The 16,130-nt window shown below is 30.4% G+C and carries 11 protein-coding genes; 3 read left to right on the forward strand and 8 right to left on the reverse strand.

The window, feature by feature from the left end:
• Positions 1-62: 62 nt before the first annotated feature.
• Positions 63-1,127, reverse strand: coding sequence for a class II fructose-bisphosphate aldolase (fbaA, locus tag L8W64_RS05555; RefSeq protein WP_220567107.1), 1,065 nt, complete (start codon positions 1,125-1,127; stop codon positions 63-65).
• On the reverse strand, positions 1,127-1,942 hold the full coding sequence (locus L8W64_RS05560) for a peptidylprolyl isomerase (RefSeq protein WP_133318823.1): 816 nt from the start codon (positions 1,940-1,942) through the stop codon (positions 1,127-1,129). The genes fbaA and L8W64_RS05560 overlap by 1 nt, the downstream gene beginning before the upstream one ends.
• A gap of 78 nt (positions 1,943-2,020) precedes the next feature.
• On the opposite strand from L8W64_RS05560, the gene nth reads away from it, so the two are divergent.
• Complete coding sequence (nth, locus tag L8W64_RS05565; protein WP_133318822.1) at positions 2,021-2,644, forward strand: endonuclease III; 624 nt, start codon at positions 2,021-2,023, stop codon at positions 2,642-2,644.
• Between the two features lie 28 nt (positions 2,645-2,672).
• Here nth and gltS read toward each other — a convergent pair whose 3' ends face one another.
• From gltS to L8W64_RS05585, 4 genes are all read right to left on the reverse strand, one after another.
• On the reverse strand, positions 2,673-3,881 hold the full coding sequence (gltS, locus tag L8W64_RS05570) for a sodium/glutamate symporter (RefSeq protein WP_133318821.1): 1,209 nt from the start codon (positions 3,879-3,881) through the stop codon (positions 2,673-2,675).
• A gap of 114 nt (positions 3,882-3,995) precedes the next feature.
• Positions 3,996-5,336, reverse strand: coding sequence for a TolC family protein (locus tag L8W64_RS05575; RefSeq protein ID WP_263673103.1), 1,341 nt, complete (start codon positions 5,334-5,336; stop codon positions 3,996-3,998).
• Position 5,337: 1 nt separating this feature from the next.
• Positions 5,338-7,269 carry an ABC transporter permease gene (locus tag L8W64_RS05580; RefSeq protein ID WP_263673105.1) on the reverse strand — a complete coding sequence of 644 codons (1,932 nt, stop codon included), beginning with the start codon at positions 7,267-7,269 and terminating at the stop codon, positions 5,338-5,340.
• Complete coding sequence (locus L8W64_RS05585) at positions 7,266-8,399, reverse strand: efflux RND transporter periplasmic adaptor subunit (RefSeq protein WP_263673107.1); 1,134 nt, start codon at positions 8,397-8,399, stop codon at positions 7,266-7,268. Before L8W64_RS05585 ends, L8W64_RS05580 begins: the two co-directional genes overlap by 4 nt.
• Positions 8,400-8,532: 133 nt before the next feature.
• Here L8W64_RS05585 and L8W64_RS05590 point away from each other — a divergent pair, with 133 nt between their 5' ends.
• Positions 8,533-9,141, forward strand: a complete 609-nt coding sequence (locus tag L8W64_RS05590; protein WP_263659110.1) for an NAD(P)H-dependent oxidoreductase — start codon at positions 8,533-8,535, stop codon at positions 9,139-9,141.
• Between the two features lie 69 nt (positions 9,142-9,210).
• A complete protein-coding gene (locus L8W64_RS05595) occupies positions 9,211-12,723 on the forward strand; it encodes an acyl-[ACP]--phospholipid O-acyltransferase (protein WP_263673109.1) in 3,513 nt (1,170 codons plus the stop codon).
• Positions 12,724-12,753: 30 nt separating this feature from the next.
• On the opposite strand, the gene L8W64_RS05600 is transcribed toward L8W64_RS05595, so the two are convergent.
• Both L8W64_RS05600 and L8W64_RS05605 read right to left on the reverse strand, forming a co-directional pair.
• Positions 12,754-14,763, reverse strand: coding sequence for a CocE/NonD family hydrolase (locus tag L8W64_RS05600; protein WP_263673111.1), 2,010 nt, complete (start codon positions 14,761-14,763; stop codon positions 12,754-12,756).
• Positions 14,760-16,010, reverse strand: coding sequence for an MFS transporter (locus tag L8W64_RS05605; protein WP_220567114.1), 1,251 nt, complete (start codon positions 16,008-16,010; stop codon positions 14,760-14,762). Before L8W64_RS05605 ends, L8W64_RS05600 begins: the two co-directional genes overlap by 4 nt.
• Positions 16,011-16,130: the final 120 nt, after the last annotated feature.

Raw genomic sequence — 16,130 nt, forward strand, 5'->3', positions numbered from 1 at the left:
GTTAATTTTACTCTAAAAATTTAAAATCTTCACAGGAAAATTAACTAAGAGTTATAAAACTCTTAGTTTCTATCGATACAATTTAAATCGCTAAAAGCGCACTCTAAGCGTTTGATCATACTCTCTTCGCCCGCTCTAAGCCATACTCTTGGATCATAATATTTTTTATTTGGCTTATCTTCTCCATCTGGATTACCAATTTGGCCTTGCAAATAAGCTTTATTTTTAAGCTCATACTCTCTAACACCATCCCAAAAAGCCCATTGTGTATCTGTATCAATATTCATCTTAATTACACCATAGCTAAGTGCTGCTTTGATATCCTCTATATCGCTACCACTGCCACCATGGAAAACAAAATTGATTGGTTTATCTTCACCAAGATTGAATTTTTCTTTTACATAATTTTGAGAGTTTTTAAGAATTTCAGGTCTTAAAATCACATTTCCTGGTTTATATACTCCATGTACATTACCAAAACTAGCTGCAATTGAAAATCTATCACTAATTTTAGAAAGTCTCTCATAAGCTAATGCTACATCTTCAGGCTGAGTGTATAATTTTGCATTATCAATATTAGTATTATCCACTCCATCTTCTTCACCACCCGTACATCCTAGCTCAAGCTCTAAAGAAATTCCAAGCTCAGACATTTGTTTTAAATAATTCTCACAAGTGCCTAGATTACTTTCTAAATCCTCTTCACTTAAATCAATCATATGAGAGCTAAACAAAGGCTTACCTGCTTCTTTTTTAAACTCAATATTTGCTTCAATCAAAGCATCAATCCAAGGAAGTAATTTTCTAGCAGCATGATCTGTGTGTAAAATTACTGGAACTCCATAAGCTTTTGCCATTAAATGTACATGTCTTGCACCACTTATAGCACCAAGCACATCAGCTTTTGGACAAGCTTTTCCTGCTACAAATTTAGCTCCACCATTTGAAAATTGAATAATCACAGGTGAATTAACTTTTTTAGCACTTTCTAAAACCGCATTAATAGAATTTGTCCCCACGACATTTACCGCAGGGATAGCAAATCCTTCTTTTTTTGCATAATTATATACGGTATTTAGATCATCGCCACTTAAAACACCTGGTTTGACAAGATCTAATACACCCATTATTTATATTCCACTTTTGCTTTTTGACGAAGCTCTTGAGCTTTTTTATTCATAAGTTCTTTAAATTCTTCCATTTTGATATTGCTTTCAATACCTGCTTTTACTTCATTATAACTCATAGTACTTTTCGCTCTAGCATCTTCTTTTAAAATAATATGATATCCAAAATCACTTTTTACTGGTGTTTTAGAAATAGTACCTTTTTTCATAGAAAAAGCTGCATCAGCAAATGGTTTTACCATAGTTGATTCAGCAAACCATCCAAGATCACCACCTTGAGCCGAAGAACCTTTGTCGATTGATTTTTCTTTTGCAAGTTGAGCAAATTTATCATTTAAAGCCTTTCCACTTAACTTACTAAGCTCGGCAATAATATCTTTAGCTTCTTTTTCACTAGTTACCAAAATATGCTTAGCTTTTACTTGAGCTGGTTTAGTAAATTTATCTTTATTTGCTTCATAGTATTTTTTAGCCTTAGCATCATCATTTTTGATAGAATCAAAAATTTTCTTTTGATAGATATTTACCATGATAGCTTCTTTAGCACGCTCTAATTCTTCTTTATATGAAGGATCATTTTCTATTTTTTGAGCTTTAGCGTCTTTTAATACAAGTTGTTGGATGATATATTGATCAATGATTGCTTTTTTTTGTTCAGCTGGTAAGTCAGTGATTTTAGCACCTCTTAACATAGGAGCAAAAAACTCATTTACTTCTGTATCGCTAATATTGTTTCCATCAAGGGTTGCAACCACCGCAGCATTTAAACTCAAACCTGTTAATAAAGCCGCAGCAACTAAAGAAATTTTTTTCATTGTTTTTCCTTTGAAATAGTTTTGTTGATTTTATTATATCTAAACTTTATTTAAAGCCGATTAACATACAATAAGTTTATGAAAAGAAATTTAGAAATTAAAGAATTATTTTTAAAACATTTTGGACAAGCAAAAACAGAATTAGTTTTTAGTAATGCTTATGAACTTATAGTTTGTGTTATGCTTTCAGCTCAATGTACTGATAAAAGGGTTAATCTCATCACACCTGCTTTATTTAAAGCTTACCCTAGCGTGCAAGATTTAGCTAAGGCAAATTTATCTTCTTTAAAACTTTTGATTAATTCTTGCTCATTTTATAATAATAAAGCACAAAATTTAATCAAAATGGCTCAAGCAGTTTGCGAGCAATTTAATGGTGAAATTCCAATGGACGAGCAAGATTTGAAAACTCTAGCAGGTGTAGGACAAAAAACTGCACATGTAGTGATGATAGAATGGTGCGGGGCTAATTGCATGGCTGTAGATACCCATGTATTTAGAGTTTCGCATAGACTTAATCTTAGCAAAGCCAAAACTCCTGAAGAAACCGAAAAAGACTTAACTAAAATTTTTAAAGATAATCTAAACTATCTTCATCAAGCTATGGTGCTTTTTGGGCGTTATACATGTAAAGCTAAAAATCCTTTATGCAAAGAGTGCTTTTTAAATCATTTATGCAAAAGTAAAGATAAGAAAATTTAATCTAGCACCAATTTAGTGCTAGATGATTTTAATGAAAGAATGGTAGATACAAAAAAGCATTGATCACTAAAGCATTTACTATATCTATGAAAAACGCACCCACTAAAGGTACAATAATAAATGCCATATGGCTCATACCATAGTGATTTGTTACAGTTTGCATATTTACCATAGCTGTTGGAGTAGCGCCCAAACCAAAACCACAATGTCCTGCTGCTAAAACTGCTGCATCATAATCTTTTCCACATACCCTAAAAGTGATAAATATAGCATAAGCAGCCATCATAGCAACCTGAACAGCTAAAATTACCAACATCGGTAGTGCAAGAGTTACTAAATCCCAAAGATTAATAGTCATTAGAGCTAAAGCTAAAAATAAAGACAAGCTTACATTACCTAAAACTGATACTTCTCTATCAAATACATGATGAATTTTTGTAGCTGATAAAACATTTCTTAAAACCACACCTACAAAAAGACAATACACAAAAGTTGGTAAAGTAAAACCTGTATTTGTTTTAATATAAGTAGACAAAGCACTGCCTATTAATAAACATAAAGCAATTAATGCCAAAGATTCTATAAAAGAAGAAGGTGTGATTAGTCTTTCTTTTTCTGGAGACTGGAAATTTAAAATCGCATCTTTATCATCATTTTGCTTTGGAACTACTAACTTATATTTATTGACTAAATATCTTGCAACAGGCCCACCTATGATACCACCTGAAATAAGCCCAAAAGTAGCACAAGCAATAGCAACAGTAGTTGCACTAGAGTAAAAATAAGGTTCTTTAATAAATTCAGCTGCCCATGCTGCACCTGTTCCATGACCACCACTCATTGTAACAGAACCTGCTATAAGTCCCATTAGTGGATTTTGCCCCATAGCACTTGCCACACCTATGCCAACTATATTTTGCGCAAAAAGCAAGCCAACAACAACAACTAAAAAAATTGCTAATTTTCTTCCACCCTTTTTTAAAGAAGCAAAATCAGCTAACAAACCAATACTTGAAAAAAATGCAAGCATTAAAGGATCTTTCATAGATTCATCAAATTTAATATCCAATGAGAAGAAACTATGTAAGATCAAAAGAATAATCGCAGCAATCCCACCACCAACAACTGGCTCAGGGATATTATAATCACGAAGAAATTTTACCCTTTTAATGACAAATACGCCTAAAAGCAATACTATAACCATAGTAACTAGCGTTGCATAAAAATCAAATTTCATAATTCTCCTTTGTTTGATTTATTTATCAATTGTATTCTAAATGACTTTAAAACAACGCAAATAAACAACACTCTTTTCTTATAATATTACAAAATGAAACACTTTTAGTCTTTTTTACTCTGAAATTAAAACAATATTATGATATAAATTAATATTTTTAAGCAAAGATAGCTTTGCTCTGCTAAGCTCTTGGAGTGAATTTATAAGCAAAGCATCCGCATCAAGATAATCTTTTAGTTCACTGCGACCTAATTCATATTTTTCTAAATATAGCTGTGTAATTTTTTCTTGATTAATATTGATATTTTTTACTAATTTTAACAAATCATTATAATACTTGTCATTTTCATAACAAAAATTAAATTCATGGATAGTTCTTTGTAATACATCTTTATATTCAACCAAACGAGCTTGATATGCTAATTCAGAAATTTTTACATTTTGTTTTACTCTATAAAAGTCCAAAAATGGTAAGTCAATGGCGACATTGCCTCCTAAAATTAAAAATTTAAAACTCTCATCAATATTCTTATCATTCCCATCTAAATTTCCCAATATTTTTATGCTAGGTAAAATACTTTTTTGCACACTTGTATAATCCTTGTAAGAAGCCATAAGTTGATTTAGTTTTGCTTGAACTTGTGGTCTATAAGCAAGCATTTTTAATTCTATATCAAAATTAATTTTTTGCAAAGAAAAATCTTCAAGAGTATAATTTAGCATTTTATTAATCAAATACTCATCATCTTTACCCAGTAAGTCTTTTATATTTTTAAGAGTTAAGTCTTTATTTTGCAAATTTGTAATGATATTTTGTTTAGTGTTTAATAAAGATTTTTTAATATTTAAAAGATCTATATATTCAACTTTTCCATAATTAAGTTTAGTAGTATAAATTTCTAGCATTTGCTCTAGATTTTTTAAATGTTTGTTTAATAAATGATCTACATCATTGAAATAAATAAATTCAAAAATACTATTTATCGCTAAATTAATCGTATCAAGCTCTAAAGAGCGTAACTCATACTCACTTGCTTTTACTAAAAATTCAGAATTAGCAACTTGATCTGAAATTTTGCCATATATATCAAGCTCATAATTTAACATAATGCCATTTGAAAAACTATGCGTTTTTGTGCCATTGTTTAAATTTTTTCTTATATTTGCACCAAAATTTCCACTCAAAGTAGGATAAAGATCTAAATTTAAAAGCTTATATCTAGCTAAGGTACTTAAAAAATTAATCCTTGCTATATTTAAGTCTTTATTATTATCAATAATAGCTTTTAAGATATTATTTAAGTCTTGATTGTTATATTTTTCCCACCAAGCCTTGCTTGCGTTAAAATCTTCAAAATATTCTTTTTTTATTTGCTCTTGAGATACTTGCTCTAATTTTACACCTATGCAGGCATTTAAAAAAAAGGCTATAAAAAATAATAAAAATATTCTCATCTCATTCCTTTGATAAAGCACTAATAGGATTTAAATTTGCTGCATTTTTTGCTGGGAAAAATCCAAAAACCACTCCGATTAAAACCGAACTTAAAAGCCCTAAAAATACCGAATTTAATGAAAGTATCATCGTAAAACCAAAATTTAAAGAATTAAATACTTCAATGATGATAAAAGAAAGCATTACTCCAAAAATAGCCCCTAAAGAACAAATCAACACAGCTTCGATTAAAAACTGCATTAAAATATCTTCTTTTCTAGCTCCAATAGCCATTCTAACTCCAATTTCTCTTGTGCGCTCACTTACTGAAACAAGCATGATATTCATCACACCAATACCACCTACTATCAAAGATACCACTGCAATAGAAGAAATAAGTAAAGTCAAAGTAGCAGTATTTTCCTCAATGGCATTTTTAATCGCGTCAGAATTTATAGTAAAAAAATCTTTTTTTCCGCGTTTAATCTCTAAAATTTTTACCATAGCTTCTTCAGCCAAAGCAGGATTTACCTCATCTTTTACCTTAGTTACTATGGCTCTTATTTGTTTATCTCCTGTGATTTTATTCATCAAAGTAGAATAAGGAGTGTAAATTTTAATGGTATTTTCATCAGCTCTAAAGCCTTTATTATCTCTTTCTTTTTTTAAAACACCAACTATGGTTAAAGGTTGCTTGTTAAAAATCACGCTTTTACCTAAAACATCTTTAACGCTGATATTATCAAATAAAATTCTCAAAGCATTTTCATCTATAATGCAAATATTAGTATTATCTTTTATATCTTCATTATTAATAAACCTACCATCTACCATCACAAAACCCCTAAGTCTTAGATGATTTGGTCCTACTCCATAAATTCTAGCTTGTAAAGAATTATTCTTATAAGTTACCACCCCTATTTTACCCACATCTGCTTCTACTGCTTCTAAATAAGGCAAAGAACTTAAGGTTTTTAAATCGCTTAAATTAAGCCTTGTTCTACCTGATCGAATATCTCCCAAGCCACGCCCTGAAACAACTTCTATGGTATTAGTCCCAATAGAGCTAATAGAAGCAAGTATGTTTTGTTGGGCTCCAAGCCCTAAAGCAACCACGCAAACTACTGAAGCTATGCCTATGATAATACCAAGCATAGTAAGCAAAGAGCGTAGTTTGTGTGCTACAATGGAAGCTATGGACATTTTTAAACTTTCAAAAAGCTGATTTTTAAGCAAATTAAAGCTTTTTTTCTCTTTTGGCATTAACTTAGTTTTTATTTCATCTGTTTTTTTTGCACCATTATCACTTATAATCTTACCATCTTTAATTTCTATAACTCTTTTTGCTCTAGCAGCTATTTCCCTATCATGAGTGACTAAAACTACGGTGTGTCCTTGCTCATTTAGTTTATTTAAAATTTCTAAAACTATCTTACCGCTTTTAGAATCAAGCGCACCCGTTGGCTCATCTGCTAAAATAAGCTCACCACCATTCATCAAAGCTCTTGCTATAGAAACTCTTTGCTGTTGCCCACCACTTAGCTCATTTGGCTTTGATAATTCTTTATGATCAAGCTCTAAAAAAGAAAGTAATTCTTTAGCCTTTTGCGATCTTTCTTGTTTGTTTTTTCCTGCATAAACAGCAGGTAAGGCTACATTATCTTTAGCATTTAAAAGACTAAGCAAATTATATCTTTGGAAAATAAAACCAATTTTTTCGCGTCTAATTCTTGCTTTTTCATCTTTGCTTAAATTTGTAACTTCATATTGATCTAAAAAGTATTTTCCACTACTTGGCTCATCAAGTGTGCCTATAATATTTAAAAGAGAGGTTTTACCACTTCCTGATTGTCCTATAATGGCTACAAATTCTCCCTTTTGAATATAAAGATTAATATTTTCTAAAATAGTTGTATTATTAATCTTTTTTTGTATATTTTCTAAGCGTATCATTTTTTATTTTTACCTATGATAACTAAATCGCCCTCATTAATACCATCTAAAATTTGAGTATTTAAACTATCTTTGATGCCTAATTTAACAGGTGTTTTTACACTTATATTATTGGCTTTTAAAATTTCTACATAATAACCACTTGTATCGCTTTTTATAGCTAAAGTTGGTATAACTAAAGTATTATTTTCTGTTTTAATAGCAATTTCATTTTCTGTACTCATACCTATGCGTAAAAAATTATTATCATTTTTTACAAAAACCCTTGCATAATAATACACAGCGCTAGTGCTAGTACTTGAGTTTGAGTTTAAATTTGTATTGCTTGTTGCATCGCTTATGGTAGTATTTGCTGGATCTATGCTTGAAATAGTTGCTTCATATTTTTTATCAGGCTCATTTAAAATACTAAATTTAACCTTTTTTCCAACACTAATTTTATTAATATCAGCTTCAGCTATTTGCATACGAATTTCCATTTCACTTAAATCAGCCAAACGCACTATACTTGGTGTATTTTGGTTTGCATTTACAGTTTGCCCCTCTTCAACTGCTACATTGATAATCTCACCCTTACTAGGTGCAGTTATAGTAGTATAAGCTAAATCTTTTTGAGCATTTTTTAAAGAAATTTCAAGTTGAGTAGTTTGAGCTTTTAAATCAGCCACATTTGCTCTTAAGGCATAAAAAGTATTTTTAAGATTTTCAAGATTTTCTAAAGAGGTAGCCTTTTTAGCATAAAGCTTTTGCTCTCTTTGGTATTGTTTAGTAGCTATATCAAGAGCAATTTTTTTACTTTCTAAATTTGCCTTTGCACTTTCAAGTCTAGCTTTGGTAATATCTAAATCATTTTGTTGTTTATCTTTATCAATTTGCGCGATTAAATCACCCTCATTAACACGATCGCCCAATTTTACATATAGTTTAGTAATTTGCCCACTAACTTGTGCACCAACATCAACTTGGGTTTTTGCATAAACTTCACCTATTGCTTCTATGCTTTGAGTAATGTCTTGTTTTTTAACCTCATAAGTTAGATAATTATATTCTTCCTTATTTACAAAAAAGTAAAAATACACCCCTATAATAAGTATAATCAAAAATATGCTTAAATAAATTATTTTTTTCATTTTAATCCTTTAAAAACCGCATAATAAAACATTTGTGTGAAGTAAAAATAAAATTGTAGCAATAAAATATAATTTTAACAATTTTAAAGCTTATAAGATATAAGATAAATTAAACTAAAAATAAGGAAATTATATGCAAGATTATTTAAATTTAATGCAAAATCGCTCTTCTATTAGAGCATATACTCAAGAAAAAATTTCTAGAGAGAACTTAGAATATATCTTAGAATGTGCTAGATTATCTCCTAGTTCTTTAGGACTTGAACCTTGGAAATTCTTAGTTTTTCAAAAAGATGAACATAAAAAAGAAATTGCCAAAATAGCTAACAATCAAAATCATGTAGCAAATTGTGCTGCTATTATTGTTGTGATCTCAAGAGCTGATTTTAAAGATTATTTTGAAGAAAAACTAAAAAAGCGTGGTTTAAGCCAAGAAGAGTTAAATAAACGCTTGCAAACCTATAAGCCATTTTTAGACGCAATGGATTTAGAACAAAGTTTTATTTATGCAAAAGAGCAAAATCATCTTGCTATTGCAAATATTATCAATGCTGCTTATAGTTTAAATTTGGGTTCGTGTATTATCGGTGGTTTTGATAAAGATAAAATCAATCAATATTTAAATTTAGACACCGCTAAACAAAGAGTATCTATGCTCATTGCTCTAGGACATGCCCAAAAAAATTCTGGTACAGAAAAAGCTCGTTTTGCATTTAATGAAGTGGTAGAATTTAAAGATTAATCAAATATCAAAACTCCATTTAAATTTTATATAATAAAATAATATTTTTAAAATAAAATGGAGTTTTAAATGCAAGGAAATTTTTTAAAGATTTTTGGCGTATTGCCATTTTTAGCAGTAGCTTTTATTAATGCTTTTGTGGATTTAGGACACAAAATCATCATACAAAATACCATTTATAAATTTTATGAAGATAGCACCCAACTTTTTCTAACTGCTATTGTCAATGCTTTAATGCTTTTGCCTTTTATTCTTATGCTTTCACCATCTGGATTTTTAGCGGATAAATTTCCTAAAAATAAAATCATGAAAATATCTGCATTATTTTCAGTAATATTAACTTGTATTATTTGTTTGTGTTATTATCTTGGAGCATTTTGGCTTGCATTTACAATGACTTTTATCATGGGAGTGCAATCTGCCTTATACTCTCCTGCAAAATATGGCTTTATAAAAGAATTAGTAGGAAAAGAGCTTTTAGCTATGGGAAATGGAGCTGTCAATGCAGTAAGTATTGTGGCTATTTTAGCCGGTATGGCAGTATTTTCTCTAAGCTTTGAAATGCTTTTTGAGTCAAATTTTAACACTCCTTCGGATATTTTAACACAAATTGCACCTTTGGGTTTTGTATTAATAGCTTTTGCTTTATTAGAACTTTTTTTAGCTTATAAACTTCCTAGCTTAAAAGAAGAAGATAAAAATTTAAGTTTTGATAAAAAACAATATTTACAAGGAAAGCTTTTAACCTCTAATTTAAAAACAATATTTTCTCATAAAATTATTTGGCTTTGCATTATAGGAATTTCACTTTTTTGGGCCATATCACAACTTTATTTAGTGAGTTTTCCTGTATATGCAAAAAATGATCTTTTCATAGAAAATACCTTTTATGTACAATGCTCTTTAGCTTTTTCTGGTATAGGAGTGATTATAGGATCGCTTATTAGTGGTAAGTTTTCTAAAAATTACATCGAATTAGGTCTTATACCACTAGGTGCTTTAGGGATTTTTCTAATGAGCATTTTAATGCCATTTTTAGAAAACTTACTAAGTTATAGTGTAGTATTTTTTATTTTTGGTTTAAGCGGAGCATTTTTTATCATACCTTTAAACTCTCTAATACAATTTCATGCAAAAGAAAATGAACTAGGAAAAGTCTTAGCAGGAAATAATTTCATACAAAATATTTTTATGTTAGGCTTTTTAGCACTAGCTACTTTTGCTGCTTATGCTAAAATTGAAGTGATAAATTTGTTTTATTTTATCATCGCTGTGGCATTTTTTGGAAGCATTTATGTGCTAAGTAAATTGCCTTTTTCTTTAGTGCGTTTATTAATGAGTATAGCGTTTTTTCAACGCTACCGTTTATTGGTAGAAGGTTTTGAGAATATTCCTGAAAAAGGTGGAGCGTTATTACTTGGCAATCATATATCTTTTATAGATTGGGCTATTGTGCAAATGGCTATACCAAGAAAAATTTATTTTGTTATGGAAAAAAGCATTTATTCTAAGTGGTATATTAGAATTTTTCTTGATAAATTTGGAGTTATTCCTGTTTCAAGTGCTTCTAGCAAATCAAGCTTAGAGCTTATTGCTATGCATATTAAAAATGGAAATTTAGTTTGCCTTTTCCCAGAAGGAGTGCTTTCACGCCATGGACAGCTTAATGAATTTAAAGGTGGGTTTGAGTTAGTTTGCTCAAAATTAGAAGAACAAGATGGAGTGATTTTACCTTTTTATATTAGAGGACTTTGGGGAAGTGCTTTTTCAAGAAGTGATGAAGAATTTTCAGCAAGAAACCGCAAAATAAGCAAAAGAAAAATCGCTATTGCTTTTGGAAAAAGCTTGCCAATACACACTAAAAAAGAAGTGGTTAAAGCAAAGGTTTTTGAACTTTCATTTATTGCTTGGAAATCTCAATGTGAAAGTATGCATACTATAGCTAGAGCTTGGATAGATAGCGCTAAAAGAAATTTAAGTCAAATAGCTATTGTTGATCCTTTAATAGGTGGTATTACTTATAGAAAAATGCTTGCTTTAAGTCTAGTTTTTAGCTCTTTTATAAAAAATAGATCACATGAGTTAAATATACAACCTACCCAAGGAAGCTATGCTCCAAAAGAAGAATGTATAGGAATTTTGCTCCCTGCTTCCATGGCTAGTTCTCTTTGTAATCTAGCTGTATTACTTGCAAATAAAATCGTGGTAAATTTAAATTTCACAGCAGGTGTAAAAGCAATAAATCAAGCCATTCAAAGCTCTCAAATTCAACAAATTTATACTTCTAGAAAATTTATGGAAAAATTAGAAAATAAAGGCATAAAACTAGAATTTGAAGAGCATGTTAGAATTATTTTTATGGAAGATATTATCGCAAACTTTAAAAGACAAAAACTCAAAATCTTTTCTATGCTTGCTTTAGTAAGTATCTTACCTACTTGTTTAATAAAAGCATTATTTGCATCTAATAAACAAAACCTTGCCATAGCTGCTATATTATTTAGTAGTGGTAGCGAGGGAACACCTAAAGGAGTAATGTTAAATAATCGCAATATTTTAAGCAATATAGCTCAAATTTCAGATGTATTATGTGCAAAAAATGAAGATGTTGTCTTATCTTCTTTGCCACCTTTTCATGCTTTTGGATTAACTGTAACTACTTTTATGCCTTTATTAGAAGGGATTAAAAGCATAACACATGCTGATCCAACAGATGCGCTAGGTGTAGCAAAAGCTATAGTAAAAAATAATGTTAGCATTATGTGTGCTACTTCAACTTTTTTGGGTATTTATGCAAGAAATAAAAAACTTGATGCGATTATGTTTGAAAGCTTAAGGATTATCGTATCAGGTGCTGAAAAACTCAAAAGCGAAGTAAGAACTGCCTTTGAAATGAAATTTAAAAAACCTATTTTTGAAGGCTATGGAGCCACTGAAACCACTCCGGTTGCAAGTGTGAATTTACCGAATAAATTTGATCCTGACTATTGGATTTTACACCGTGCAAATAAAGAAGGTAGTGTAGGTATGCCTTTACCAGGAAGCGCTATACGCATAGTAGATCCATCTACTTATGAAAGTTTAAATCATGGAGAAGATGGATTAATACTCATTGGTGGCCATCAGGTTATGGTGGGTTATTTAAACAATAAAGAAAAAACCGATGAAGTTATCAAAGAAATCGATGGCATACGCTGGTATAATACCGGCGATAAAGGCCATGTAGATGAGGATGGCTTTTTATATATAGTAGATCGTTATTCTCGTTTTGCAAAAATTGGTGGCGAGATGATATCTTTAGGAGCTTTAGAAGAAGAAATTGCTAAATTTATCAATACAGATATAGTAAAATTTTGCGCAGTTGCACTAGATGATGATAAAAAAGGTGAAATGGTATGCTTATTAGTAGAATGCCAAGAGCAAGATTTTGAAGGAATTTGCGAAGCGATTAAAAACTCTACTATGCCTGCTATTTTTAAACCAAGTAAATATTTTAAAGTAGAACAAATTCCGCTTTTAGGTTCTGGCAAAGTGGATTTAAAAGGCGCTAAAGATTTAGCTAAAATCTTGCAAGAAAATTAATTCCCAAAGTAAATTTTACTTTGGGAAATTTTATAAACTACTTCTTTTAGTTTTATAATCATATTTTTTATCAAAAACAAGCTTATCGTTTTCTTTGACTGCTATTTTTCCCTTAATATAAAAATACTCCAAATCACTAGTTTGTGTTAAAATTATATCCGCCTCCATCATACAACCCTCGCGTCCTATTTGCATTGTTTGGGTAATGGTATATTGCGCGCTTAATGGGTTTTCATTTTGAAGTTTTAATTCTCTTTTTAAATTATGCTTTACTAAAACATCAACCTCATCAAATCTATAAACACCTTCTCCAAAAACCCCGCCAACACCATCTGTAATACAAGTCCAAGTATCGTTTAAAATATCATAAGAAATGCTTCTATCTACCCTACCTTCTTCTAAAAGTGTTATTGGGGTCAAAGGGGCACTTTGTGCTTGCATATTGATTTTATTGCTATTTTGTCCATTAAAACATGGTAAATTAAATTCACACTCATTTAAATCTAAAGTCAATGTTGAAATTTTTGGCATAGGCCAAAACATAGGCCAAAAAGAATTTGCTAATGATAATCTTATCTTAGAACCCTTGGCAAATCTATATCCACAAGCATCAAGTTTGATTTGTTTTTGGATAAATTCATCTTTTTTTAAAGGTATAAATTGTTCTTTATTATCACTTAATGCAAGATTGATCACTCCATAGCTTACTCTTTTTACAAAACCATCAGCTCTAACTTCACTAAGTTGAGCAAAAAGCATAGCTTTTTCTTGATCGCTTGCAATTTTTACATTTAACATAGGAAAGCCTAAGACATCTAAATCTTGTTCTAAAAAATCACTTTCAAAAACAACTGCCATCCCATCATCCAACCTTTGATCGCTAGGACTTTCTCCTAAAACACCAGCTCCCATCCACTCTCCTGATAAAAGCCCATGATTTAATGGAGTGTTAATTTTTATAAATTCACTTGATTTTTTACATGTTAATTTATACGGATTTAAATAGTATTTTTTATAGCTAATATCATTTTCAAAATCATTTAAAGCAACAAAACGACCTTCTACTTTCTCTGTTTTTGAATTTGGCTTAGAGCTATTTTCAATATATGCTTGTATCATAGGAGCTTCAAGCACATCGTTTTCTTCATTTTTAAGCCATTTATCCCACCATTTAAGTGCTTCTTGTAAAAAACCCATTGCAGGCAAAGGTAAGCCATCATGAGGATAAACATGAGCCCAAGGACCAACGATAGCTTTTTTTGGAACTTTCAAACCATTCATTAGAGTAAAAACAGGATTAGTATAAGAATCAGCCCATCCATCTAATGCAAAAACAGGGACTTGTATATCATCATAATTTTCCCCAACAGATCCATGCTTCCAATAATCATCTTTTAAAGTATGCTCAAGCCATAATGTGGGCCATAAAGGCATATTCTCAAGCCTATTGAGCCATTTTTTTCTACCATTTGGATCAATTTTTGGATCAACAAAGCGTGATTGATATGCAAGCATGATATTACCCCACCAAAAATTATCATTAAGCAAACATCCGCCTTTATAATGAATATCCTCATTAAACCTATCATCAGTAAAACCTACTACTATAATTGCTTTTAAATTTTTAGGTCTTCTTGCTGCAACTTGTAAAGAATTAAAGCCACCCCAAGATTTACCCATCATACCAATATTCCCATCACACCATTCTTGCTTTGCAATCCACTCAATGACTTCTAAGGCATCATCTTGTTCTTGTTTTAAATATTCATCTTCTAATAAACCATCAGATTCCCCACTTCCTCTAATATCAACCCTAACAACCGCATAGCCATTACCACTAAAATATCCGTGCATAGGCTCATCTCTGCCCCTTGTTCCATCATTTTTTCTATAAGGAATGTATTCTAATATAGCAGGAACTTTTTCTTTTACTTGAGGAAGCCAAATTCGTGATGAAAGCTTACTGCCATCTTTTAAAACTATCCATTCATTTTCTATTACTCTAACCTTGTTTTTAAAGTTAAAAACAATTTCCTTCATTTCATCTCCTTTTTATTGTATTTTTTAATCCAAATCAAACAAAACATCACGCCCAAAATAGCCATAACTATCATGATGGTAAAATATATATGAAAACCTTTTACACCTGGGTATCTATCTAATAAATCTCCAGCAAGTAATGGTGCAAAAACTTCAGGCAAATACCCAAAAGTAGATACAATACCTATAGCCATACCCGCTAAATGTATAGGAATTTTTCCCTCACTAAGTAAAGAATAATAAATTCCAAAATTAGAATACATAGCTATATAAATTATGACACAAGCAGAAGTTAAAACACTCATTTGTAAAAATCCATTTAATTTTGAACTAAGCATTAAAAAAATAACACCAATTCCCATTAAAATAAAGCCTATCATCATTATTTTAGCTTTTCCATATCCATCTGCTATAAATCCACCCACTACAGAAGAAACCGGACGAATATATTGAGCCAATACCGTTAAAATAGCTGCAAAAACAGCAGAAGTTCCTATAACATTGCTTGCATAAGGAGTAAAATAATAAAAACTCATGTTAAAAAAATATGTACAAAAAGTAATAGCAACCACAAGCCAAAGAGCAGAATTTTTCAAAAGAAAAACCAAGTCTTTGATTTTAATCTTCTCACTTTGCTCATTAATATCATCTTTTAAAAGAAAAAACAATAAAATAGCACTTGCAATAGGAGCTATAGAATAAAACACAATAACCATTTCTATACCTTGTGCGGCTAAGGCTTTTGTTTGAAAATATCCAAAAATACTCGTAGCTATAGCCAAATGTGCAGCACCAACAACTCCTCTACCGCCTTCAAAAATTCCATAAGCCCTTGCTTGTTCTTTAGAATTTGCTAAGCTCCTTACTATTTTCATCAAAGAAGGCCAAAAAGTTAATAATGAGGTAATCCCCCAAATTCCATAAATAATCAAAAGTGCATTTAAAGAAGTAAAATATAAATGCAATAAACCACCAAGTCCTGTAGCAATTAAAGAAAAAATCAATAACTTTTTTGGTGCAAAACGATCTGCTAAATAACCTCCTAAAGCATAAGAAAACAAACCAAGCAATCCATAAGCACTACCTAAAAGCCCCATTTCAAAATTATTTAAATGATAAAGACTCATATAATCATCATAATAATACTTTCTAAAATAAGGCAAACCATAAATAATAGATCCGCAAAAGGATAATAACAATAATGTTAAAAAATTATTTTTTAAACTTTGTCCTGTATTTTGTCCCATCAAAAACTCCTTTTGCATACTATATATAATTTTTATGTTTTTTTGCTTTTATATAAGTGATTTTATGCAAAAAATATTATAATAATATATTTTTTACACATTTTAATCTACTTTATTATA

Origin of the sequence: Campylobacter sp. IFREMER_LSEM_CL1097 (genome assembly GCF_025772225.1) — a bacterium.
In the GTDB taxonomy this organism is placed as follows: domain Bacteria; phylum Campylobacterota; class Campylobacteria; order Campylobacterales; family Campylobacteraceae; genus Campylobacter_D; species Campylobacter_D lari_D.